The 24,060-nt window shown below is 73.9% G+C and carries 20 protein-coding genes; 15 read left to right on the forward strand and 5 right to left on the reverse strand.

Annotated elements, in window-relative coordinates; translation table 11 throughout:
• The gene (mvaD, locus tag ACSJJR_RS07620; protein ID WP_435942838.1) at positions 1–1,008 is read right to left on the reverse strand and encodes a diphosphomevalonate decarboxylase; all 1,008 of its coding nucleotides are present in this window, start codon (positions 1,006–1,008) and stop codon (positions 1–3) included.
• Positions 1,005–1,964, reverse strand: a complete 960-nt coding sequence (gene mvk, locus ACSJJR_RS07625) for a mevalonate kinase (RefSeq protein WP_435942839.1) — start codon at positions 1,962–1,964, stop codon at positions 1,005–1,007. Before mvk ends, mvaD begins: the two co-directional genes overlap by 4 nt.
• A gap of 314 nt (positions 1,965–2,278) precedes the next feature.
• Here mvk and ACSJJR_RS07630 point away from each other — a divergent pair, with 314 nt between their 5' ends.
• Together ACSJJR_RS07630 and ACSJJR_RS07635 are read left to right on the forward strand one after the other, a co-directional pair.
• On the forward strand, positions 2,279–4,120 hold the full coding sequence (locus tag ACSJJR_RS07630) for a proline--tRNA ligase (protein ID WP_435942840.1): 1,842 nt from the start codon (positions 2,279–2,281) through the stop codon (positions 4,118–4,120).
• Positions 4,107–7,148, forward strand: a complete 3,042-nt coding sequence (locus tag ACSJJR_RS07635; RefSeq protein ID WP_435942841.1) for a DEAD/DEAH box helicase — start codon at positions 4,107–4,109, stop codon at positions 7,146–7,148. The genes ACSJJR_RS07630 and ACSJJR_RS07635 overlap by 14 nt, the downstream gene beginning before the upstream one ends.
• Here ACSJJR_RS07635 and ACSJJR_RS07640 read toward each other — a convergent pair.
• Positions 7,126–8,073 (reverse strand): hypothetical protein, encoded by a 948-nt coding sequence (locus ACSJJR_RS07640; RefSeq protein WP_435942842.1) that lies wholly within the window; start codon positions 8,071–8,073, stop codon positions 7,126–7,128. The genes ACSJJR_RS07635 and ACSJJR_RS07640 overlap by 23 nt on opposite strands.
• 102 nt (positions 8,074–8,175) lie before the next feature.
• Here ACSJJR_RS07640 and rimP point away from each other — a divergent pair, with 102 nt between their 5' ends.
• From rimP to infB, 4 genes are all read left to right on the forward strand, one after another.
• Positions 8,176–8,628, forward strand: coding sequence for a ribosome maturation factor RimP (gene rimP / locus ACSJJR_RS07645; protein ID WP_435942843.1), 453 nt, complete (start codon positions 8,176–8,178; stop codon positions 8,626–8,628).
• An 86-nt stretch (positions 8,629–8,714) separates the two neighbouring features.
• Positions 8,715–9,761, forward strand: a complete 1,047-nt coding sequence (gene nusA, locus ACSJJR_RS07650) for a transcription termination factor NusA (protein WP_435942844.1) — start codon at positions 8,715–8,717, stop codon at positions 9,759–9,761.
• A 94-nt stretch (positions 9,762–9,855) separates the two neighbouring features.
• Complete coding sequence (locus ACSJJR_RS07655) at positions 9,856–10,134, forward strand: YlxR family protein (RefSeq protein WP_435942845.1); 279 nt, start codon at positions 9,856–9,858, stop codon at positions 10,132–10,134.
• Positions 10,135–10,277: 143 nt separating this feature from the next.
• A complete protein-coding gene (infB, locus tag ACSJJR_RS07660) occupies positions 10,278–13,022 on the forward strand; it encodes a translation initiation factor IF-2 (RefSeq protein WP_435942846.1) in 2,745 nt (914 codons plus the stop codon).
• Positions 13,023–13,083: 61 nt separating this feature from the next.
• Here the strand turns inward: infB and rarD are convergent, their stop codons facing one another.
• Positions 13,084–14,016 carry an EamA family transporter RarD gene (rarD, locus tag ACSJJR_RS07665; protein ID WP_435942847.1) on the reverse strand — a complete coding sequence of 311 codons (933 nt, stop codon included), beginning with the start codon at positions 14,014–14,016 and terminating at the stop codon, positions 13,084–13,086.
• 130 nt (positions 14,017–14,146) lie between these two features.
• Here rarD and rbfA point away from each other — a divergent pair, with 130 nt between their 5' ends.
• The 8 genes from rbfA (at position 14,147) to dapB (ending at position 22,381) form a co-directional block, all read left to right on the forward strand.
• Positions 14,147–14,629, forward strand: coding sequence for a 30S ribosome-binding factor RbfA (gene rbfA, locus ACSJJR_RS07670; protein WP_435942848.1), 483 nt, complete (start codon positions 14,147–14,149; stop codon positions 14,627–14,629).
• A gap of 35 nt (positions 14,630–14,664) precedes the next feature.
• The gene (truB, locus tag ACSJJR_RS07675; protein WP_435942849.1) at positions 14,665–15,747 is read left to right on the forward strand and encodes a tRNA pseudouridine(55) synthase TruB; all 1,083 of its coding nucleotides are present in this window, start codon (positions 14,665–14,667) and stop codon (positions 15,745–15,747) included.
• The gene (locus ACSJJR_RS07680) at positions 15,744–16,013 is read left to right on the forward strand and encodes a hypothetical protein (RefSeq protein WP_435942850.1); all 270 of its coding nucleotides are present in this window, start codon (positions 15,744–15,746) and stop codon (positions 16,011–16,013) included. The genes truB and ACSJJR_RS07680 overlap by 4 nt, the downstream gene beginning before the upstream one ends.
• 5 nt (positions 16,014–16,018) lie before the next feature.
• Complete coding sequence (locus tag ACSJJR_RS07685; RefSeq protein WP_435942851.1) at positions 16,019–17,062, forward strand: bifunctional riboflavin kinase/FAD synthetase; 1,044 nt, start codon at positions 16,019–16,021, stop codon at positions 17,060–17,062.
• A 174-nt stretch (positions 17,063–17,236) separates the two neighbouring features.
• Positions 17,237–17,506, forward strand: a complete 270-nt coding sequence (rpsO, locus tag ACSJJR_RS07690; protein WP_435942852.1) for a 30S ribosomal protein S15 — start codon at positions 17,237–17,239, stop codon at positions 17,504–17,506.
• A 188-nt stretch (positions 17,507–17,694) separates the two neighbouring features.
• Positions 17,695–20,064 (forward strand): polyribonucleotide nucleotidyltransferase, encoded by a 2,370-nt coding sequence (locus ACSJJR_RS07695; RefSeq protein WP_435942853.1) that lies wholly within the window; start codon positions 17,695–17,697, stop codon positions 20,062–20,064.
• A gap of 147 nt (positions 20,065–20,211) precedes the next feature.
• Positions 20,212–21,588 (forward strand): M16 family metallopeptidase, encoded by a 1,377-nt coding sequence (locus ACSJJR_RS07700; protein ID WP_435942854.1) that lies wholly within the window; start codon positions 20,212–20,214, stop codon positions 21,586–21,588.
• A 40-nt stretch (positions 21,589–21,628) separates the two neighbouring features.
• Positions 21,629–22,381, forward strand: coding sequence for a 4-hydroxy-tetrahydrodipicolinate reductase (gene dapB / locus ACSJJR_RS07705; RefSeq protein ID WP_435942855.1), 753 nt, complete (start codon positions 21,629–21,631; stop codon positions 22,379–22,381).
• A gap of 47 nt (positions 22,382–22,428) precedes the next feature.
• Here dapB and ACSJJR_RS07710 read toward each other — a convergent pair whose 3' ends face one another.
• Positions 22,429–23,052, reverse strand: coding sequence for an N-acetyltransferase family protein (locus ACSJJR_RS07710; protein WP_435942856.1), 624 nt, complete (start codon positions 23,050–23,052; stop codon positions 22,429–22,431).
• Between the two features lie 89 nt (positions 23,053–23,141).
• Between ACSJJR_RS07710 and dapA the strand changes: the two genes are divergently transcribed.
• Positions 23,142–24,038: a 4-hydroxy-tetrahydrodipicolinate synthase gene (gene dapA / locus ACSJJR_RS07715; protein WP_435942857.1), complete on the forward strand. Its 897-nt coding sequence runs from the start codon at positions 23,142–23,144 to the stop codon at positions 24,036–24,038.
• The last annotated feature ends 22 nt before the right edge of the window (positions 24,039–24,060 follow it).

Genomic DNA, 24,060 nt, shown 5'->3' on the forward strand with positions numbered 1-24,060 from the left:
TCAGGACCCCGGCTGCTCATAGCGGATCCCCTCACCGCCGCGCCGCACCGTCACCGACGCCCCGGGAAGGAGACCGGCCAGGGCCTCGGCCGCCGCACCGGCGTGAGCGGTGTCGGTGAGGACCTTGACGTTGGGGCCCGCGTCCATCGTGGCCCACACCGGCAGGCCGTCCCGGCGCAGCCGCTCCACCTCGTGCAGGACCGCGACCGTGCCCGGACGCCAGTACAGGACCGCCGGGCGCGCCGCCACCATCGTGGCATGCATCCCCAGGGCGTTGGCCTGCGCCACCGCCCCCAGGCGCTCGAGGTCACCCGAGGCGGCCGCCTCAAGGGCCTCAGCCAGGTCCGCGGCGCTGGCCTCGACCCACGCCGGGTACAGCGGCGAGGTCCGCATCGTGTGGCGCATCGCCACCGTGGAGGACACCGCCTTGGCGCCGGCGTCCAGGGCGATGACGACCATGGCCAGGTCCAGGGCGCAGGGCACCGGCTCCGCGAAGGAGGAGGCGTCGTCCGTCCCCCGGTTCCAGCGCACCAGGCCCCCGAAGACGGAGCGGGAGGCCGAGCCCGAGCCCCGACGCGCCAGGCACGACAGCGCCCGGGCATCCAGGTCCAGGCCCGCGGCGCGCGAGGCGGCCCCCGCCAGGGCTGCGAAGCCCGCGGCGGAGGAGGCCAGGCCCGCCGCCAGCGGCACCGTCGAGGTTGACACCACGCTCGCGGCCTCGTCCTGGCCCAGGCCCGCGCGCTCGCGCACGAGGGACAGGAAGCGGTGCACGCGCTCGCGGGCGGTGCCCTCGACACCCACACCGTTGATCGTCACGACGTCCTGGCCGTCGGCGCCGCCGTCGAAGGAGACGGTCGTCGTCGTCCACGTCTCGTCCAGGGTGAGCGACAGGCTCGAGGTGGTTGGCAGGTGCAGGAGGTCGTCCGTCTTGCCCCAGTACTTGATGAGGGCGATGTTGGAGTTCGCGCTCGCCGTCGCCGTGCGGGCCGTCGCGGTGCCCGCGCTCACTGCGCCGTCCCGCTCGCGCGCAGCTGGTAGGTCCAGGTGCGCGCCGCACCGGCCTCGCGCAGGGCGGTGCACACCGCTGCGGCCGTCTGGGGCGAGTCCGTGAGGCTGATGAGGCAGCCTCCCAGGCCCCCGCCGGTCATCTTCGCGCCCAGAGCCCCCGCCCGGCGCGCCGCCACGGTGAGCGAGTCCAGCAGGTCCAGGCTCACCCCGATCTCGGAGAGCACCTCGTGCGCCGCGTTCATCATCTCGCCCAGGACCTGCGCCTCGCCGTCGGCCAGGGCCCGGATGGAGCGGTGGGTGAGCTCGCCCAGCCGGTTGATGCGGGGGCCGTAGAAGCCCGGGTCCGCCTCGTAGCGGCGGCGCAGCCCACCCACCGCCTCACGGGTGGAGCCGTGGACCCCGGAGTCGGCGATGACCAGCTGGACGTCCTCGATGCGCTGGCTCAGCAGGCGCATCTCGCCGGACTGGAAACGGATGGGGGAGGGGGCCGTCGTCGCCGCGGCGTCGAGCCCCGAGGGGCGGTCGTGGGCGATCTGCTCGGCCTGGTGGATGAGTGGCAGCAGCTCCTCACGGGTGGCCTGGCGCCCGCAGGCGTCCAGGACCGCACGGATGATGGCGCCCGCGGAGGCCGCCGAGGAGCCCAGTCCCCTCTCGTGGGGGAAGTCGCTGGTGGTCGTCAGCTCGAAGGACTGCCCCAGGCAGCCGGAGCGCTCGCGGGCCACCTCGAAGGCCCGGGCCACGCAGGCGAAGTGGTGGCCGGCCGCGCGCAGCGGGCCGTCATAGTCCAGGGAGCGCAGCCACGAGGGGCCGTCGGTGGGGGTCGCGGTGGCCTGCATCCGCAGGTCGTGCAGGGGCACGGCCACCGCCGGGTGGCCGTAGACCACCGAGTGCTCACCGATGAGGATCGCCTTGGCCCAGGTGCGTCCGTGCCCCACGCGAATGGGCTGTCGATCCATGCTCAGCGTTCCCTTGTCGTCGGTCACCGGTTGCGGCCCTGCTGCCTGGACGGCGCAAGGAAGGGCGCTGCCGAGGCTAGTGACCCGCTCGGAGGGCCCGCAAGCCGGTGTCTGCTGCGCGCGGCCCGCGGGCAGCGCGCCACGTCGTCGGCACAGGAGCCGCCCGGGTGGGGCAGGAAGGAGGGACCGTCGCCGGGCCCGGAGGCAGGATACGAGATGAGGGCCCGCCCCCGTGCCCGAACGGGCCCGGGGCGTGAGCGGCCCCGCCCCCGGGCCACGACGGCGGGCGCCCGGCGAGCACGTAGGATCGTGCCGTGCTTCAGACGATGTCCACCGCCTTCATCCGTACCCTCCGTGAGGACCCGGCCGACGCAGAGGTCGCCAGCCACCGGCTCCTCGTGCGCGCCGCCTACGTGCGCCGCACCGCACCGGGCATCTACACCTGGCTGCCACTCGGGCTGGCCGTCCTGCGCAAGATCGAGGCCATCATCCGCGAGGAGATGAACCGCATCGGTGCCCAGGAGGTCCACTTCGCCGCCCTGCAGCCGGCCGAGCCCTACAAGGACTCCCACCGCTGGGACGAGTACGGTCCCACCCTCTTCCGCCTCAAGGACCGCAAGGGCGGCGACTACCTGCTCGCCCCCACCCACGAGGAGATGTTCACCCTCCTGGCCAAGGACCTGCTCAGCTCCTACAAGGACCTGCCGACGGCGCTGTACCAGATTCAGACGAAGTACCGCGACGAGGCCCGCCCCCGCGCCGGGATCATCCGGGGCCGCCAGTTCATCATGAAGGACTCCTACTCCTTCGACCTCGACGACGAGGGCCTGGAGGCCTCCTACCAGCGCCACCGCGCCGCCTACGAGCGCATCTTCACCCGCCTGGGCCTGGAGTACGTGCCTGTCAACGCCATGGCGGGGGCGATGGGCGGCTCCCGCTCGGAGGAGTTCCTGCACCCCTCCCCGGTGGGGGAGGACACCTTCGTGCGCTCGCCCGGGGGCTACGCCGCCAACGCCGAGGCGGTCGTCACCCCCGTGCCCGACCCGGTTGACGCCTCCGAGGTCCCGCCCGCCCGCGTCGTTGACACCCCCGACTGCCCGACCATCGACACCCTGGTGGACCTGCTCAACACCGACTACCCGCGCCCGGAGCGTGCCTGGACCGCGGCGGACACGCTGAAGAACGTCGTCGTCACCCTCACCCAGCCTGACGGCTCCAAGGAGCTGCTCGTCGTCGGGCTGCCCGGTGACCGCGAGGTGGACCTCAAGCGCCTGGAGGCCGCCCTCAGCCCCGCCGAGGTCGCTGTGGCCGAGGACGCGGACTTCGCGGACCACCCCGAGCTCGTGCGCGGCTACATCGGCCCCACCGCCGTCGGCCCCTCCTCCCCGGCCCGCCGGGTCGAGACCGACGAGCACGGTCACGAGGTCCTGGTGGGCTCCGTGCGCTACCTGCTCGACCCCCGCGTCGTCGATGGCACGAGCTGGGTGACCGGGGCCAACGCGGACCGCAAGCACGTCCTGCACCTGGTCAAGGGCCGCGACTTCGAGGCCGACGGGACCATCGAGGCCGCTGAGGTGCGTGCGGGAGACCCCGCCCCGGACGGCTCTGGCCCCCTGGAGATCGCCCGCGGCATCGAGCTGGGGCACATCTTCGCCCTGGGCCGCAAGTACGCCGACGCCCTCGGCTTCACCGTCCTGGACGACAACGGCAAGGCGCGCACCGTCACCATGGGCTCCTACGGCATCGGCGTCTCGCGCGTCATGGCCGCCCTGGCCGAGGCCAGCTGCGACGAGCACGGCCTGGCCTGGCCGATCCAGGTCGCCCCCTACCATGTGCAGGTGCTCGCCACCGGCAAGGACGACGAGGTCTTCTCCACCGCCGCCGCGCTGGCGACCGAGCTCGACCAGGCCGGTCTCGAGGTCCTCTACGACGACCGCCGCAAGGTCTCCGCGGGCGTGAAGTTCGCCGACTCCGAGTTGCTGGGCGTGCCCTTCACCGTCGTCGTGGGCCGCGACCTCGCCCGGTCCGGCACGGTCGAGATCCGCGAGCGCCGCTGCGGCGAGCGCCGCTCGGTGCCCGTCGACAGCGCAGCGGAGCAGATCCGCTCCACCGTGGTGGCGGCCCTGGAGGCCGTCCCGACGGGTGAGGGGCTCTGAGCCGCCGGGCCCGGAGACGGGCCCCACGCCACCAGGTGACGGCCGGCCGCTGCGGCGGCTGCGGCTCGGCGCGTCCCTGCGCCCCTACCAGCGTGAGCTCCTCGACGCCGTCGAGCCGCAGGACGGCGCCCGCCTGCACCTGGTGGCGCCACCGGGCGCGGGCAAGACCCTCCTGGGCCTGGAGCTGGCACGCCGCAACGGCCGCCGTGCCCTGGTCCTGGCCCCCACGACGCTCATCCGCGACCAGTGGGCGGCCCAGGCGCGCAGGTTCCTGCGGCCCGACGACGCCGGCCCGCCCGAGCACACCGCCTGCCTGACCAAGGCCGCCGGCCTGGCCGAGGACGCCGCGCCCGAGGGCCTGACGGTCCTCACCTACCAGTCGCTGACCGTCGTGGACGGCGCCGGACCCTGGCAGGACGCCGCTCGCAGGCGCTGGGCTGCCGAGCGCGTCGAGGAGGGTATGAGCGCTGGCGCCGCTGAGGGCTGGCTGAGCCGCCTCGAGGCGGAGCACCCCGCGGCCTGGCGCCGGGGAGTGGCGGCACGCGCCGGACGTCTACGCTCCCACGTCGATGAGCTCGACGACACCGCCGTCGAGAGCCTGCTGGCCCCCGGGGCGCGACGACGCCTCGACGCCCTGGTGCGCAGCGGCACCGCCACCGTCGTCCTGGACGAGTGCCACCACCTCACGGCGCACTGGGCGGTCGTGGTCCAGTACCTGCTGCGCCGTCTGAGCGCCGCCGGCGCAGCGCCGACCCTCATCGGCCTGACCGCCACGCAGCCCAGCACCGAGGACTCCTCCTGGTCTCGCTACCACGCCCTGCTCGGTGACGTCGACGCCGAGATCCCCCTGCCTGCCGTGGTCCGTGCCGGGCACCTGGCCCCTGCCCGCAGCCTGGTGTGGTTCACCACCCCGACAGCGCAGGAGACGGCCTTCCTGGAGGCGCGCGGCGCCGAGCTGCGCGCCAGGGTGGCCCAGACGCTGCTGGCCCCCGACGGCATCGACTTCCTCCTGGACCTCGTGGCCCCCGTCCCCGAGGGGCGCGCCCCGGGCCAGGCCGGGCACGCAGCGCCGGCGTCGGGCGCCGTGCAGCGGGCAGGAGCGCCGGTGCCCGCCAGCCGTGAGGAGGTCCTGGCCCGCCTGGCTGCGGGAATCGACGCCGATCCTGTGCTGGCGACGGCCGCGGCCGCCGTCCTGCGGCGCACCGGCACCTACACGCCCACGGCCCTGAGCGTCCTCGTGGTCCCCGAGCTGCCCGACGTCGGGTCGCTGGGGCTGGAGGACGAGCTGCGGCTCGTGGGCCGCTACGCCCTGGAACGGGTGCTGCCGGACCCCTCCCGGCGCGGCGAGTGGCAGGGGCTGCGCGACCTGCTGGGTGGACTGGGGGTGAGCCTCACCGACTCCGGCCTGCGCGCCGGGCGCTCGCCCCTGGATCTCATCGCAGCCAGCACCCGGGCCAAGGACACGGCCGTCGTCGAGGTCCTGCGTGCCGAGCTCGACGCCCTGGGTGAGCGGTTGTGCGCTGTCGTCGTCACTGACGCCGCCGAGCGCTCCGCCACCCACAAGGCCCTCGACGTGCTGGCCGGGGCCCACAGCGGGCGCCCCGTCGGCGGCGTGCTGCGCTGCCTGGAGACTGTGCTCACCGACCAGCGGCTGCGTGCCCTGCACCCGGTGGCGCTGACCTCCTCGCACCTGCGCCTTGCCAGCGGCGAGGAGAGCCTGCTGGAGCGGCTGCGCACCGAGACCGGTCTGCCCCTGAGCGTCACGGACGACGGCTGGACCACGCGCGTGACCGCTCCCGCCGGGCGGGCCTCAGGGCTGGTGCTCGCCGTCTGCCGCCTCGTGGCCGCCGGGCAGGTCCGTCTGGTGCTGGGGACCCGGGGCCTGCTCGGGGAGGGGTGGGACTGCCCGCAGGTCAACACCCTGGTGGACCTCACCACGGCCACGACGGCGACGGCGGTCTGCCAGCTGCGCGGTCGCACGGTCCGGCTGGACCCGGCGTGGCCGGGCAAGGTGGCCCACACCTGGTCACTGGCCTGCCTGCTGCCCACCGAGGCCGGCCTGGCGCAGCAGCCCGACCTGGCGCGCCTGGAGCGCAAGCTCGACCACCAGTGGTCTCTGCGCGTGCAGGACCCGGGCGCGGGTGACGGCAGCGGGCGGCCGGCGCTCATCACGACCGGTCCGGCCGGGGTGCTGGAGCCTGAGCAGGTCGCGGTACTCGACGCCCTGGCCGGCGCGGCCCCTCAGCGGGCGCCGCTGGGCACGGCGGCGGCCGTGGCCCGTCTCAACGCGGGTACCGTCGCCAGCCTGTCCGACCGCGCCGGGGAACGGCAGGCCTGGCTGGCGGGCGCCGGCGCGGCCCACGCCGCCGGGAGCGGCGCCACCGGCAGCGAGGACGGGCTGCGCCCGGGCACGGCTGTGGAGGCGGTCGAGATCCGCCTGCGCCCGGGCCTGTTGCGCCGGGGCACGCCCGAGGGGCTGTGGACGGCGCTCGTGCGCGTCGTGGCCGAGGTGCTGGCTGAGCGCACAGGCGCGCCCCTTGAGGAGGGGCAGGTCGTGTCCCTCACCGACCGTGACGCCGTCGTCGTGGGCCTGGCCGGGGTGGAACAGCGCCACGCCCAGGCGGTGGCCGAGGCCGTGGCGGCCCTGCTGGGTCCTGCGGCCACCGCACCGCGCTTCGTCCTGGAGGTCGCCACCGGGTCCTGGAGCCGGCGGGCCGGCAGCAGGCTCGGCGTGCTGCGGCGCCTGCTGTCGCGCCTCGAGGCGGCCCTGTGGCGCGGTCCCGACCGGGTCATCATGCTGGCGGTGCCCGCCTCGCTGGTGCGCTCGCGCACCCAGGCGGTGGCGCTTGTGGACGCCTGGAGCCGTCTCATCGGCCCCTGCCGCCTGCGCCTGGTGAGGGACGAGGGCGACGCCGCCGCGCTCCTGGGGGCGTGCGCCAGCACGAGGGGTGTGAGCGTCAGCCGCCTGCGCTGGTGGGTCGAGGGGCCGCAGCCGGCAGGCCGGCTCAGTGCCCCGGAAGGGCGCTGACGTCCGCGCCCCAGGAGACGGCCGTCAACGCCGCCGCCACGGCCGCGTCCAGGGCCTCGGCGCGCGCCCGGCCCGTGGTGGTGGACACGGCGACCACCTCGGCGTCGGCCACACGTAGCCACACCTGGCGGGCCCAGGTCACCTCGGCGCTCGCACCGTCCTGGGCGCCAGGCGCGGCGTAGGCGGCGAGCCGCGTGTCCTCACCGCCCAGGGCGACGGAGGCGTTGACGAGGTCGTCGGCCCCGGCCGCCTGCGCCTGGGCGCGTGAGCGGGTCTCCTCGTCACCGCGCGCCGCCACCTCCTCCAGGGCGTAGCGGGCGGCGTCGTAGGCCTGGAGCAGGGCACCGGGCAGGGGCTCGGAGGTCGGCGTGGCGCGACCCTCGGCCCCGGCGGTGCCGGGCTCAAGAGCCTCCAGCGCCACCGACCAGGACACGGCCACGGCGGCGTAGAGCGAGGCCTCCTGTGCCTGGGCGGCGGTGAGGCAGGCCTCACGTGCCTGCGCGGCGCCGGCGGTGAGGGCCTCGACCAGGGCGTCGCGCGAGGCCCCCGCTGCGGCCGTGGCGACCGGGGAGGCTGTCGGGAAGGTCGAGGGCACGGGTGCCGTGTAGGGCTCCCACACCCCGCCCAGGGCCTCGAGCTGGACGGCGGTGTCCGTCACGAGGGCGGAGGCGATGCCGGCGGCCGGGTCCTCGGGGAAGGCGGCCAGGAAGGAGGAGGCGGTTGAGGCCACGAGCACGGTGCGGCGGGCGAGGCCGTCGCGCACGGACTCCTGCTCGGAGGCCGAGGGGAGGGTCCGGGGTGCCGCCTCACCGATCCTCAGCCCGCAGCCGGTGGTGCCGACGGCGAGGGCGCACACGGCCAGGAGCGCGGCCGTGCGGCCAAGGGGCGTGAGGCGGTCGGCGGGGCCTGTGGGGATGCTCGTCACGCGGTGATCCTGCCACGGACGGGTAGCATGGGCGCGTATGACCACGCCCGCGGGCTGGGCGCCTGCCCGCCCGCGGGCGCCACCGACCCTGGAGGGACACCCATGGCCGACGCTCTCGCCACCCGGCTCACCGAGCTGCTCACCCCCGTGGTGGAGGGCGTGGGGCTCTTCCTCGAGGGTGTTGAGACCACGAGGGCCGGGCGCCACTGCGCCGTCCGCGTCGTCGTTGACCTTCCCGACGGCGAGGGCGACATCGACCTGGACATGGTGACCGCCGCCACCGGGGCCGTCTCCGCGGCCCTGGACGCCGCTGACCCGGTCAAGGGCCAGTACACCCTCGAGGTCCTCAGCCCCGGCGCCGAGCGGAGGCTGACCACCCCGCGCCACCTGCGCCGCGCCGTCGGCCACACCGTCGCCGTCACCACGGCCGGCGCGACGCTCACCGGAACGCTGCTCGCCACCGACGCGGACACCCTCACGCTTGACGTCGACGGGGCCGCCACGACGCTCCCCCTGGACGAGGTCACCGAGGCCCGGACCGTCGTCGTCCTCTGACACCCCGACCACCAGACACCTGCGGCCGGGCGGCCGCGCACCGGGCCCGAGCGCCCCACCAGACGAGAGAGGACACCCAGGACACCATGGACATCAACATGCCGGAGCTGCGAGGCGCGGCCGACGAGCTGGGCATCGACCTGGACGACCTCCTTCCCGCCATCGAGGACGCCATCCTCACCGCCTACCTCAAGGTCCCCGGCGCGATCCGCGGCTCCCAGGTCGAGATCGACCGCCGCAGCGGGCACATGACCGTCCTCGCCCCGGAGCTGGACGAGCAGGACCAGCCCACCGGTGAGTTCTTCGACGACACCCCGGAGGACTTCGGGCGCATCGCCCAGGCCACGGCCCGCTCGGTCATCGTCCAGCGCATCCAGGACCGTCGCGACTTCGAGGTCCTGGGGGTCTTCAAGGACAAGGCGGGGGAGCTCATCTCCGGCACCGTCGAGCAGGGGCGTGACCCCCGCCTTGTCTACGTGCGCCTGGACGAGGAGCACGAGGGGATCATGCCGCCACACGAGCAGGTCCCCGGCGAGCGCCACCGCCACGGCGACCGCGTGCGCGTCTACGTCACCGAGGTCTCGCGCGGCCTCAAGGGGGCCCAGATCATCCTCTCCCGCTCACACCCGGGCCTGGTGCGCAAGCTCTTCGAGCGCGAGGTCCCCGAGATCGGCTCCGGCGACGTCGAGATCGTCGCGATCGCCCGCGAGGCCGGCCACCGCACCAAGATGGCCGTGCGCTCGCGCGTCAAGGGTGTCAACGCCAAGGGCGCCTGCATCGGTCCGATGGGCCAGCGCGTGCGCGCCGTCACCTCTGAGCTCGGTGGCGAGAAGATCGACATCGTGGACTACTCCGAGGACCCGGCGCGCTTCGTCGCCAACGCGCTGTCGCCCGCGCGCGTGTCCGAGGTGCGCATCGTGTCGATGGAGGACAAGACGGCCCGTGCGACCGTCCCGGACTTCCAGCTCTCGCTGGCCATCGGCAAGGAGGGGCAGAACGCCCGCCTCGCCGCGCGCCTGACCGGCTGGAAGATCGACATCCACGCGGACTCCGAGTCCGGGCGGGTCGTGCCCGGCACCGGCTCGCGCGCTGACGACGTGACCGGTCCCTCACAGCCCGGCGACGAGGCCTGAGCGGGCCGCCGGTAAACTTGACGCGGACCCTGCCAGCCTTGGGTGCGGCCTGCCGTGCACAAGGCGCCCGGGCAGGATGAGCGGAAGGACACGCGTGACGGCCACGAGCACCTCACACGTGCCCGAGCGCACCTGTGTCGGGTGCCGCGGCAAGGGTCCCCGGGCGCAGCTGCTGCGTCTGGTCCTCGACGGCGGCGGGCTCGCCGTCGACCCTCGGGCGGTGTCGCCCGGGAGGGGCGCGTGGATCCACCCGGACCCCGCGTGCCTGGAGCTCGCTGAGCGCAGGGGCGCCCTTGGGCGCGCGCTGCGCACCCGTGGGCCGTTGGATGCGGCCCCCGTGCGCGACTGGCTCTCCCGCAAGGGCAGGGCCTGAGCGCATGACACCGGTCCTGGGACCGGGAACACCGATTGCAAAGGCGGGTAGGAAGCCGATGGGCACCCGATGAGTACCCAGCGATGAGCTGCCTCTACTAGCGCCTGCTCCTGGTCAGGAGCAGGCAACCTGACAGGAGAAATGTGGCTAAACCACGCGTTCACGAGCTCGCCAAGGAGCTCGACCCCACTGGCAAGAAGATCACCTCGAAGGTGATCCTGGCCTGGCTCAAGGACCAGGGAGAGTTCGTCAAGGCGGCCTCCTCCGCCGTTGAGCCCCCGGTGGCGCGCCGCGTGCGCGAGCACTTCGGGCCCAGGGCCGAGGCGGGCGCCAAGCCTGCGGCCCGTCCGGCCGCGCCCAAGCCCGCCGCCAGGCCTGCCGCGCCGCGCCCGGCTGCGCCCGCTGCCCCGGCCACCGCCGAGGCCCCGTCGCCGCGCCCGGCCCCCGGGCCGCGTCCGGCCGCGCCCCAGCGAGACACGGCCCCCGCTGAGCGCCGCAGCGCCCCGACTCCGGGCCCGCGCCCGGGTGCGCCGCGTCCGGGTGCGCCGCGTCCGGGTGCGCCGCGTCCGGGCAACAACCCCTTCGCCTCCTCGCAGGGCATGCCCCGTCCGGGCGGCTCGCGCGGCCAGGGCGGCCAGCCGGGCCAGGGCGGTCCGCGCCCGGGTGCCCCGCGCCGTCAGGGTGCTGGCGCCGGCGCGCCTCGTCCCCAGGGAGCCGGGCCGCGCCCGCAGGGCGGTGCCCGTCCGGGTCCGCGCCCCGGTGGCCTGCGTCCCAACCCCGGCATGATGCCGGGCACCTCCTCCGTGGGGCGCCCGGGTGCCCCGGCGCGCGGCGGCCAGGCCGGCCGCGGTGGCCGGCCGGGAGCTGCCGGCCGTGGTGGCCAGGGCGCCGGTGGCGCCGGACGTCCCGGCGGCGGCTTCGGCGGCGGCCCTCGTGGCGGCCGCGGCGGGCGCGGCTCGACGCAGGGCGCCTTCGGGCGTGGTGGCGGCGCGCCCCGCGGGCGCAAGTCCAAGCGCGCGAAGCGGCAGGAGTTCGAGCAGCAGAGCGCACCGTCGCTGGGCGGCGTCATCGTCCCGCGCGGTGACGGCTCGACCCCGGTGCGCATCCGCCAGGGCGCGACCCTGACGGACTTCGCCGAGAAGATCAACGCGAACCCCGCCGCCCTTATCACCGTGCTGTTCCACCTCGGTGAGATGGCCACGGCCACCCAGTCCCTGGACGAGGACACCTTCCAGCTCCTGGGCGTCGAGCTCGGCTACAACGTCGAGCTCGTCTCCGCCGAGGACGAGGACCGCGAGCTGCTCGAGTCCTTCGACATCGACCTCGAGGCCGAGGAGGCCGGCTGGTCCGACGAGGACCTCGAGTCCCGTCCGCCGGTGGTCACCGTCATGGGCCACGTCGATCACGGTAAGACCAAGCTGCTCGACGCCATCCGCTCCACGGACGTCGTCGCCGGCGAGGCCGGTGGCATCACCCAGTCCATCGGTGCCTACCAGGTGCGGGTCTCCGTCGGTGACGAGCGCCGGTCGATCACCTTCATCGACACCCCCGGTCACGAGGCCTTCACCGCCATGCGTGCCCGAGGTGCCGAGGTCACCGACATCGCCATCCTCGTGGTGGCCGCCGACGACGGTGTCATGCCGCAGACCATTGAGGCCCTCAACCACGCGCAGGCGGCCAACGTGCCGATCGTCGTCGCGGTCAACAAGATCGACAAGGAGGGCGCCAACCCGGACAAGATCCGTGGCCAGCTCACCGAGTACGGCCTGGTGCCCGAGGAGTACGGCGGCGACACGATGTTCGTTGACATCTCCGCCAAGCAGCGCCTCAACATCGACGAGCTGCTTGAGGCCGTCGTGCTCACCGCCGACGCCGCCCTGGACCTGCGGGCGAACCCGAGCAGTGACGCCCGCGGTGTCACCATCGAGGCCAAGCTCGACAAGGGCCGTGGCGCCACGACGACGGTCCTCGTCCAGCAGGGCACCCTGCGGGTGGGCGACCCCATCGTCGCCGGCTCCGCCTACGGGCGCGTGCGCGCCATGTTCGACGAGCACGGCCAGAACCTGGAGGAGGTCGGTCCCGCGCGTCCGGCCCTCGTGCTGGGCCTGACCAGCGTGCCGAGCGCCGGTGACTCCTTCATCGTCGCCCCCGACGACCGCACCGCCCGCCAGATCGCCGACAAGCGTGAGGCCGCGGAGCGCGCCGCCCTGCTGGCCCGGCGCCGCAAGCGCGTGTCCCTGGAGAACCTCACCGACGTCCTCAAGGAGGGCAAGGTTGACACCCTCAACCTCATCCTCAAGGGCGACAGCTCGGGTGCGGTCGAGGCGCTGGAGGACTCGCTGCTCAAGATCGACGTCGGCGACGAGGTCGCGCTGCGCATCATCCACCGCGGTGTCGGTGCGATCACGCAGAACGACGTCAACCTCGCCACGGTGGACTCCGCCGTCATCATCGGCTTCAACGTGCGCCCCGCGGTGCGGGTCGCCGAGATGGCCGACCGCGAGGGCGTGGACATGAAGTTCTACTCGGTCATCTACGCGGCGATCGAGGACGTTGAGGCCTCGATGAAGGGCATGCTCAAGCCCGTCTACGAGGAGGTCGAGCTCGGTACTGCCGAGGTCCGTCAGGTCTTCCACTCCTCGAGGTTCGGCTCCATCGCGGGCTCCCTGGTGCGCTCGGGCGTCATCCGGCGCGGGGCCAAGGCGCGTCTGGTGCGCGACGGCGTGGTCGTCAACGGCGACCTCACCATCGAGACCCTGCGTCGTGAGAAGGACGACGTCACCGAGGTCCGCGAGGGCTACGAGTGCGGTATCAACCTGGGCTTCAAGGACATCGCCGAGGGCGACGTCATCGAGACCTGGGAGATGCGCGAGAAGCCGCGCGACTGAGCGCCGCTGAGCTGGGCCGGGGGGAAACCCCCGTGTGGTGGGCGGCCCCCGGCCTGCCCCGTCACCGCTTCGAGGTTGCCGACGGCGAGCCGCCCAGCACACGCATCTGCGTCGCCAGGTCCACGGAGAAGATGACCGTCGCCACCACGATGAGCGACATGGCCGCCCAGCGGGCCGGGGAGATCGTCTCGCCGAGCACGAGCCAGGCCAGGAGGAACTGCATGAGTGGGGAGAAGAACTGCACGATGCCGACTGTGGACAGTGGCACGCGTCGGGCTCCTGCGGCGAAGAGCAGCAGCGGCGCCGCCGTCACCGGCCCGGCGAGCACGAGCAGGGCGGCCAGGCCGGCTGAGCCCTCAGGCCCCTGGAGCGTGGAGGTCCCGGTGAGGGCGAGGTGGGTGAGGTGGCCCAGGCCCAGCGGCAGCACCAGGCAGGTCTCTAAGGTCAGTCCCGTCAGCGCGTCCACCCGCACCTGGTTCTTCACCAGCCCGTACAGGCCAAAGGTGGCCGCCAGCGCCAGGGAGATCCAGGGCAGGCTGCCCTGGGCGGTCACGGCGACGGAGACCACCGCCAGCACGATGGCCACCTTCTGGGCACGGCGCAGGCGCTCTCTGAGGACCAGCGCCGCCAGGGCCACTGTCACGAGCGGGTTGATGAAGTAGCCCAGGGCGGCGTCGGCCGTGCGGCCCGTGTTGACGCCGTAGACGTAGGTGAGCCAGTTGAGGGTGATGAGCACGCCGGCGGCGGCGAGGGCCAGCAGCTGGCGCGGGGCTGCGAGCACGGCGCGCACCCGCGCCCAGGCGCGGGTCACGGTCACGAGCAGGAGGCAGGTGAGCGCGGTGAAGGTGATCCGGTAGCTGAGGATCTCAAGGGCTCCCGCGGCGTCCAGGAGCCGGAAGTAGAGCGGGAAGAGTCCCCACAGGGCGTAGGTGCCCAGCACGAGGGCGGTGCCGCGCTGCTGGGAGGCGGTGGACGGTGAGGTGGGCGAGGGCATACGGGCTCGTTCCTGGGACAGTGGGCAGATGCTAACGGTGTGAGGCGTGAGGCTGCGCACCTGGCAGGTATCTGAGACAATCGCCCGCCGGCACTCCCGCCGACGTGCCCCGCTGACCCTAGGAGCTTCCATGGCTGACGCCGCCCGCGCCCGCAAGGTCGCCGACCGTATCCACGAGACCGTCGCCCGTATGCTCCAGGGACGGATCAAGGACTCGCGTCTCGGCTTCGTCACCGTCACCGACGTGCGGGTCACCGGTGACCTGCAGCAGGCCACGGTCTTCTACACGGTCTACGGCTCTGAGCGAGAGCGCCGCGAGACGGCCGCCGCCCTGCGCTCGGCGACGGGCCTCATCCGCTCAGAGGTCGGCAGGGCGCTCGGCATCCGCCTGACCCCGTCGATCACCTTCCAGCTCGACGCGCTGCCCACCCAGGCCCGCACCTTCGAGGACGCCCTCGCCCAGGCGCGCGCCAAGGATGAGCAGATCGCCCGCACCTGTGCGGGGGCCTCCTACGCGGGCGAGGCGGACCCCTACCGTCACGACGACGAGGACGGCGAGGGCGGCGCCGACGACGAGGACGCCCCCACCGGCGAGCCGGGCACCCGGGCGTGAACGGCCGCACCGGCGCCGCCCGGAACCGTCCTGCGGTGCCCCGCGGCACCGTCACCGCCCCAGACGGCCTGCTGCTCATCGACAAGCCCAGCGGCCTGACGAGCCACGACGTCGTCGCCATGACCCGCAGGCTCGCGGCCACGCGCAAGGTCGGCCACGCCGGGACCCTCGACCCCATGGCCACGGGCCTTCTCATCATCGGCCTGGGCAGGGCGACCCGGCTGCTGACCTACCTCGTGGGCGCGGACAAGACCTACACCGCCACCCTGAGGCTGGGGCAGGAGACCGTCACCGACGACGCTGAGGGCGAGGTCACCGCCCGCCACGGCTGCACGCCGCAGGAGGACCTGCCCGCGCGCCTCGACGCCGCCCTGGCCCGCCTCACCGGGGACCTCATGCAGGTGCCCAGCGCCGTCAGTGCCGTCAAGGTTGACGGCGTGCGCGCCTACGCGCGCGTGCGTGGGGGCCAGGACGTCGCCCTCGCAGCCCGCCCGGTCACGGTCCACGCCCTGACCCGGGCCGGCGGCCCGCGCCCCTCGACGGCGCCCGACGGCACCGACGTCGTCGACATCGACCTGTGCGTCTGCTGCTCCTCAGGCACCTACGTGCGCGCCCTGGCCCGCGACCTCGGGCGGGCGCTGGGCTGCGGGGCGCACCTGACGGTCCTGCGGCGCACGGCCGTCGGCCCCTTCGACGTCGGTGAGGCCCTCACGCTCAAGGCCGCTGCCCGGCAGGTGGAGGCCGGGGCCGACGCCGAGCCGCCGTCGGGACTGCGCACGATGAGCCTGAGCGCGGTCGCCCGGCGCTGCTTCCCGGCCGTGGCGCTGGACGAGGACGAGGCCCGCGCCCTCGCCTACGGCCAGGTCCTCGGTGAGGACGTCGCCGCCCGTGCCGTCACCCCCGAGCGTGCCGTGGTCCCCAAGGAGCGGCGCCCGGACGGCGCCCTCAGGGCGCGCCCCGTCCTCGCGGGTTTCGCTCCCGACGGTGAGGTCGTGGCACTGTTGACCACCGGCAAGGGCCGCACGCGGCCCGTGCTCGTCCTCGCCCCCGCCATGGGGCCGGGACACGCTGACACGCAGCCGACCGCCGGTGAGCCCGGCGACCTAGGAGAGCCATGAGCGAGCAGGACGAGCAGACGGACCGGGCCGGCACGGGCGCCGCGCCCGGCGGGTGCGGCGGGCACCACCGAACCGCGCGGCAGCAGGAACGGCCCGGTGAGGCACCCGCCCCGGCGGGCGTCGTCCCCGGGCGCAAGGCCGGCAACCTCCTGGGCCTGCGCGACGTCTCCGCGCCCGCTCCCTCCCAGGGTGGAGGCTGCGGCTGCGGGGGCCACGGGCACGGCGGCCGGCACGCACACGGCCGCTGCGGCTGCGGCTCCCACTGAGCCCCGTGGAGGTCTGGTACGGCGCCGAGCAGGTGCCTGAGGAGCTGCGGGACCCCTCGGGGCCCGGCTCGGTCGTCACCATCGGGGTCTTCGACGGCGTCCACCGAGGGCACCGGGCGGTGCTCGCACGCCTGGCCGCGCGCGCCGCGGACCTCGCCTCCCGTCGTCCCGGCACCGCTCGCCCCCGCACGGTCGCCGTCACCTTCGACCCGCACCCGGCCCAGGTCCACCGGCCGGGCCAGCACCTGCCGATGGTCGCCTCGCTGGCCGACCGCCTCACCCTGCTGGCCTCCACGGGCCTGGACGCGGTCCTCGTCGTGCACTACACCCTCGACTTCGCCGACCAGGGCGCCGAGGACTTCGTGCGCACGTGGCTCGAGGGCCTGCTCGGGGCACGGGCCGTCGTCGTCGGCGACGACGTGCGCTTCGGCCGGGGCAACGAGGGCGACGCCCGCACCCTGGAGCAGATCGGGGCCGCGGACGGCCTCGAGGTGGAGATCGTCCGCGACGTGCTCGCCCCCTGCGGGCGGCGCTGGTCCTCGACCTGGGTGCGCCAGCTGCTCGAGGAGGGCGACGTCGCCGGGGCCGCCGAGGTCCTCGGGCGGGCCCACCGCCTGCGCGGCACCGTCGTGCACGGTCACAAGCGCGGCCGGGAGATCGGCTTCCCGACGGCGAACCTTGAGGCCGCGACCGCCGGCGTCGTGCCGCCCGACGGGGTCTACGCGGGCTGGCTCGTGCGCTCGCCGGGCTCCGGTGAGGACCAGGCTGCGGGGGAGGAGCGGCTGGCGGCCGCCGTCTCGATCGGTACCAACCCCACCTTCGACGACGTGCCCGAGCGGGTTGTCGAGGCGCACGTGCTGGGACGCACGGACCTGGACCTGTACGGTGAGGTCGTGGGGGTCGAGCTCGTCGAGCGCCTGCGCCCCATGCTGGCCTTCGACGGGCTCGAGCCCCTGCTGGCGCAGATGCGCCGCGACGTCGTCAGCTGCGCCGCCGTCCTGGGGGTGCCGGCCCCCGGCCCCCTGCGGCCCGAGGACGTCACGGCCTGAGCCCCGGCCGCTCCCGCGGGTGCCTGTGCCCGGTCCCACAGGCCCGCACGGCCCTGGGGCGGCGCCTCCCGGCGCGGGCGCTGGTATCGTGAGCGGGCCGTCGATCGGCCACGGACGTGTCATGCCCGGGAGGACAAGCCCCGGCGCTCCGTGCAACGAGAACAAGGAGTCCGCATGTCGATTTCCGCCGAGCGCAAGACCGAGCTCATCGCCGAGTACGCCACCCACGAGGGTGACACGGGCTCCCCGGAGGTCCAGGTCGCCGTCCTGAGCGAGCGCATCAAGAACCTCACCGAGCACTTCAAGACCCACACCCACGACCACCACTCGCGTCGTGGCCTGTACCTCCTCATCGGTAAGCGTCGTCGTCTGCTCGACTACCTCATGAAGGAGGACATCGAGCGCTACCGCTCCCTCATTGCCCGCCTCGGCATCCGTCGCTGAGCGAGCGCCGCGGGCACAGCGCCCGCACCGACCCGCCGAGGGCCCTGCCACGAGCTGGCGGGGCCCTCGCCCTGTCCACGGGGCGCGGCCCATCTCACGCACCCCGGCCATCCGCCGCCCAGCCATCGTGGGGGCCGGGAGGCTAGGATCGAGGCGTTCGCATTGACTGAGAAAGAGACACGTCACAGATGTTCATTGACGACCCCGAGGTCACCGCTGCTGAGGCCGTGATCGACAACGGCGCCTTCGGCACGCGCGTGGTCCGCTTCGAGACCGGCCGCCTCGCCAAGCAGGCCGCCGGCTCCGCCATGGCCTACCTCGACGGCGAGACCGCGATCCTGTCGGCCACCACCGTGGGCAAGCACCCCAAGGACCAGTTCGACTTCTTCCCGCTCACCGTTGACGTGGAGGAGCGCCAGTACGCCGCCGGCCGCATCCCCGGCTCCTTCTTCCGCCGCGAGGGCCGCGCCGGCACCTCCGCCATCCTCGCCTGCCGCCTCATCGACCGCCCGCTGCGCCCGTCCTTCGTCAAGGGCCTGCGCAACGAGGTCCAGGTCGTTGAGACCGTCCTGGCCATCCACCCTGACGACGCCTACGACGTGCTGGCCATCAACGCGGCCTCCATGTCCACCCAGATCGCGGGCCTGCCCTTCGCCGGTCCCGTGGCCGGCACCCGCCTGGCCCTCATCGACGGACAGTGGGTCGCCTTCCCCCGCTACAGCGAGCTCGAGCGCGCCACCTTCAACATGGTCGTCGCCGGCCGCGTCCTCGAGGACGGCGACGTCGCCATCATGATGGTCGAGGCCGGCGCCACCGAGAACGCCTTCGACCTCATCGCCCAGGGCGCCACCGCCCCGACTGAGCCGGTGGTCGCCTCCGCCCTCGAGGCCGCCAAGCCCCACATCAAGGCCCTGTGCGAGGCCCAGATGGAGGTCGCCGCCCGCGCCTCCAAGCCCACGGCCGAGTTCCCGCTCTACCTGGACTACTCCGACGAGCAGTACGCCGCCGTCGAGAAGGCCGCTGAGGCCCACGACCTCGCCTCCGCCATCGCCACCGAGGGCAAGCAGGCCCGCGACGCTGCCACCGACGCCGTGCGCGACGCCGTCCTGGCGGACCTCGCTGCGGACTTCCCCGCCGAGGAGGACACCAAGGCCCTCAAGGCGGCCTTCCGCTCCGTGACCAAGAAGCACGTGCGCCACCGCACCCTCACCGAGGGCATCCGCATGGACGGGCGTGGCCTGAAGGACATCCGCACCCTGGGTGCGGAGGTCGAGGTCCTGCCCCGCGTGCACGGCTCGGCCATCTTCGAGCGCGGCGAGACCCAGATCCTGGGTGTCACCACCCTCAACATGCTGCGCATGGAGCAGCAGATCGACGACCTGTCGCCGGTGACGCACAAGCGCTACATGCACCAGTACGTCTTCCCGCCCTTCTCTACCGGTGAGACCGGCCGCGTCGGCGCCCCCAAGCGCCGCGAGGTGGGCCACGGCGCCCTGGCGGAGCGTGCCCTGGCCCCCGTCATCCCCAACCGCGACGACTTCCCCTACGCGATCCGCCAGGTCTCCGAGGCCCTGGGCTCCAACGGCTCGACGTCGATGGGCTCGGTGTGCGCCTCCACCATGTCCCTGCTCAACGCCGGTGTGCCGCTCAAGGCCCCCGTCGCGGGCATCGCCATGGGACTCATGCACGAGGTCATCGACGGTGAGACGAAGTGGGCCACCCTCACCGACATCCTCGGCAGCGAGGACGCCTTCGGCGACATGGACTTCAAGGTGGCCGGCACCCGCGAGTTCATCACCGCCCTCCAGCTCGACACCAAGCTCGACGGCCTGCCCTCCGAGGTCCTGGCCGGCGCGCTCGGCCAGGCCCGCGACGCCCGCTTCTACATCCTCGACGTCATGGAGCAGGCCATCGACGGACCGGACGAGATGGCCCCCACGGCCCCGCGCGTGCTCACGGTTCACATCCCGGTGGACAAGATCGGCGAGGTCATCGGCCCCAAGGGCAAGATGATCAACCAGATCCAGGAGGACACCGGCGCGGACCTGACGGTCGAGGACGACGGCACCGTCTACATCGGCGCCTCCGACGGCCCCTCCGCCGAGGCGGCCCGCGACGCGGTCAACGCCATCGCCAACCCTCAGATGCCGGAGATCGGCGAGCGCTTCATCGGCACGGTCGTCAAGACCACGACCTTCGGCGCCTTCGTGTCCCTGTCGCCGGGCAAGGACGGCCTGCTGCACATCTCGCAGATCCGTCGTCTCGTGGGCGGCAAGCGCGTGGAGAACGTTGACGACGTCCTCACCGTCGGTGACAAGGTCCAGGTCGAGCTCGCCGAGATCGACCAGCGCGGCAAGCTCAGCCTGCACGCGGTCCTCACGGAGGAGCAGCTGGCGGCCGAGGAGGAGGCCCGTGGCTCGCGTGAGGATGGCGAGGGCTCTGAGCGCCGTGAGCGCCGCCCGCGCCGTGAGCGCAGCGAGGCCGACGGCGAGCGCCGTGAGCGCCGCCCGCGCCGCCGTCGCACTCGCACCGTGGAGGACTGCGCGGACGAGGACTGAGGCTCGCGCGGTGCTGACGCCGGCACCGGCCGCCGCCAGGCGGTGAGCAGCTGATCCGGTGGGGCCGGGTGGGGACAGACCCACCCGGCCCCACCGCGTGCGCAGCCGGGTTCTTGCCCGGGCGGGCGGCACCGTTAGGCTCGCCCGGTGACCGCATCCTCCGCCCCTGCCCCGTCCCCGCGCCCCACCGGCGCCTCCTACGCCGAGGTCGCTCTTGAGCGCGGCGTCGCCGGCGACCCGGCCACCGAGCTGGCCCTGGTTGACGACGGTGCCCTGCTGCGCCGCTCCGTCCTGCCCGGAGGGGTGCGGGTCATCACGGAGTCCGTGCCGGGGCTGCGCTCGACGAGCATGGGCATGTGGTTCGGCGTCGGCTCCCGCGACGAGGTGGCCGGCCAGGAGGGCTCGACCCACTTCCTCGAGCACCTGCTGTTCAAGGGAACGGCCACGCGCGACGCCCGCGCCATCGCTGAGGCCTTCGACATGATCGGCGGCGAGTCCAACGCCGCCACGGCCAAGGAGCACACCTCCTACTACGCGCGTGTCCAGGGGCAGGACTCCATGGAGGCCCTCGACGTCATCACCGACATGGTGACCTCCTCGCTGCTGGATCCCAAGGAGGTGGAGACCGAGCGCAGCGTCATCGTCTCCGAGCTCGCTGACGCCGCCGACGACCCCCAGGACGTCGCCCACGAGGCCTTCGCCCGCGCCGCCTTCGGTGAGGGGACCCCCCTGGGCCGCCCCATCGGCGGCACGCCGGAGACGGTCACCGCCGTGCCGCGTGACGCCGTGTGGGAGCACTACCGGCGCACCTACGCCTCGGACACGCTCGTCGTGGCGGTGGCCGGCGCCGTTGACCATGAGCAGGTGTGCGAGCGCGTCGCCGCCGACCTCGCCGTGGCCGGCTGGGACGCCAGCGCCGGCGCTGCGCCGCGCGAGCGCCGTTTCGAGGTGGAGCCCTTCACCGCGCTGGAGGTCCGGGACGTCACCATTGAGCGCGACTCGGAGCAGTCGCACGTGTACCTGGCCTGCCAGGGCATCGCCGTGCGCGATGAGCGGCGCTGGACCATGAGCGTGCTCACGACGATCCTCGGCGGGGGCATGTCCTCGCGCCTGTTCCAGGAGGTGCGTGAGAAGCGCGGCCTGGCGTACACGACCTACGCCTTCGACGCCTCCTACGCCGGTGCGGGAGCCTTCGGCCTGTACGCCGGGTGCGCGCCGGGCGACGTCGAGGAGGTCTGTGCCGTCATGGTCGGTGAGTTCGAGGCCCTGGCGGCGGACGGGCCGACGCAGCGCGAGATGGCCCGGGCTCGCGGCCAGATCGGCGGGGCGATGGTGCTCGGGGGTGAGGACTCCTTGGCGCGCATGGGGCGCCTTGGGCGAGCAGAGGTCGTCACGGGACGTCTGCGCTCCATGGATGAGAACCTGCGCCAGCTCGAGGCGGTCACGGCAGATCAGGTGCGTGAGCTGGCGGTCTGGCTCGCGGGGCAGGCCCGCACCCGCGTCCTCGTCGGCCCCCGGTCCTGAGCGACACCTGCTGCGCTCGCCGCCCCGATAGGCTGGTGCCATGACCATCCGTGTTGCAGTGACAGGCGCCGCTGGGCGCATGGGATCGACCGTCTGCCGTGCCGTTGAGGAGGCGGAGGGCCTTGAGCTCGTCGCCCGCCTCGATGCCGGCGACACCATCAGTGCCCAGGCCCTGTGCGGCGCCGACGTCGCCGTGGACTTCACCGTCCCGGCCGTCACCGAGGCCAATGTCCACGCCCTCATCGACGCCGGCGTCGATGTCGTCGTGGGCACCACCGGCTGGGACGAGGAGTCCTACGCCCGGGTGCGCGAGCACCTGGCGCGTCCCGAGGCCGCCGGGCGCAGCGTGCTCATCGCCCCCAACTTCGCCCTCTCCGCCGTCCTGGCCATGCGCTTCGCCGCTATGGCCGCGCCCTACTTCGAGTCCGTCGAGGTCATCGAGCTGCACCACCCGAACAAGGTCGACGCCCCCTCCGGCACCGCCGTCGCCACCGCCCGCGCCGTCGCAGCCGCCCGCGCGGCCGCCGGCGTGGGACCCTCACCCGACGCCACCGAGTCCGACCCCCTGGGCACCCGGGGCGGTCTGGTGGACGGCGTGCGCGTCCACGCGGTGCGCCTGCGGGGCCTGACCGCCCACGAGGAGGTCGTGCTCGGCAACCCCGGCGAGCAGCTGACCGTGCGCACCGACTCCTTCGACCGCTCCTCCTTCATGCCCGGTGTCGTCCTGGCCGTGCGCGAGGTCGGCTCCCGCCAGGGCCTGACCATCGGCCTGGACGCCGTCATGGACCTGTGAGGCCCTGAGCCCCGGTGCCACAGCCCCTCCACCCCGGCACGCCTCTGTCACAGGTCTGCGACCCACAGCTCCTCGACGACGCCCTCACCCACCGGCAGAAGCCGGTGGGACTCGGTGCGCTGCATCCCCGTGCCCGTGAGGAAGGAGGCCAGGGAGGAGTCCCCGCGCAGCACCCAGGCCAGCAGGACGTTCGCACCGTCCTCGCGGGCCAGGTCGCTCGCCGCCGCCAGCAGCCGCGAGCCGTGGCCCTGGCGCTGGTGGGCCGCAGACACACCCAGCGCCGTGACCTCCGCCGCCCGCTGGGGCGCACCCGCGGCCGGGGCCCCCTCCTCGTCGACGGCGAGCCCCTCGGTGGGGGCCAGGCCCACCAGGCCGACGACCTGCTCGCCGAGCGTGGCCACCAGCACGTGGTGCCGGGCCGAGGGCGGCTCGAGCACGGCTCGTTCCCAGCCGGCGGCCAGCACCGGCGGCGCCACCATCGCCTCGACGCCCGCCGGCAGCGGTGCGCCGTCGTGCTCGGCGCCGTGGGCCGCCCGCAGGGAGGAGGTCATCGTGGAGGCCTGTACCCGCCCGATGGCTTCGAGGTCCGCCCCAGACGCCGGGCGCACGGAGGGCGGTGCACCCACGGCGGGGGAGGGCAGGCGGTCGCTGGCGGAGCGGGGCAAGGTCATACCCGCAGCCTATGCGCACCGCCGGCGCCGGCTGTGACGGCCGTGACCCCACCTCCTTCGGCTCGCGGGCCGGACGGTACGCTGAGCCCATGAGTGCTCTTCCCCCCCGGTCCTTCGGCTCCGTCGGCGTCGCCATGGTCACGCCCTTCCACGCCGACGGCTCCATTGACGTCGAGGCCGCCCAGGCACTGGCCGTCAGCCTCGTTGACGACGGCGCCGACCTCATCCTCCTGGCCGGCACCACCGGGGAGGCCCCCACCACCCACCTGCCGGAGAAGCAGACGCTGCTGCGCGAGGTCAAGGACGCCCTCGCCGGGCGCGCCATGCTCATGGCGGGCGCCGGCTCCAACGACACCGCCCACGCGGTGCGTATCGGCGTCGGCTCCCAGGAGGCCGGGGCCGAGGCGCTGCTCATCAACGCCCCCTACTACAACCGGCCCAGCCAGGAGGGCGTCCACCAGCACATCATGGCCGTCGTTGAGGCCACGGACCTGCCGGTCATGCTCTACGACATCCCCGGGCGCACCGGGGTGAGGATCCTCGACGAGACTCTCGCGCGCCTGGCCGAGCACCCCCGCGTCAAGGCCGTCAAGGACGCCACCGGGGACGTCGAGCAGGGCTTCGAGCGCATGGAGGCCACCGGTCTGGAGTACTACTCCGGTGACGACGGCCTCAACTTCGCCTGGCTCGCCCACGGCGCCTCCGGCGTCGTGTCCGTCGTCGCCCACGCCGACGCCCACTCCTGGCGTGAGATGATCACCGAGGTCGACGCCGGTGACCTCGACGGCGCCCGCAAGGTCGCCCAGCGCATCCGCCCGCTCGTGCGCGCCATCATGGGCGGCGGCCAGGGCGCGGTCATGGCCAAGGAGGCGCTGGCGCTCCAGGGGCGTCTGCCCGAGGCCACCGTGCGCCTGCCGCTGGTGCGCGCCGAGGCCGCGGAGGTCGCCGCCCTGCGTGAGGTGCTCCAGGCCCAGGGCCTGCTCTGAGCGCACCCGCTCTGAGGTGACC

It is taken from the genome of Actinomyces sp. W5033, assembly GCF_051303165.1.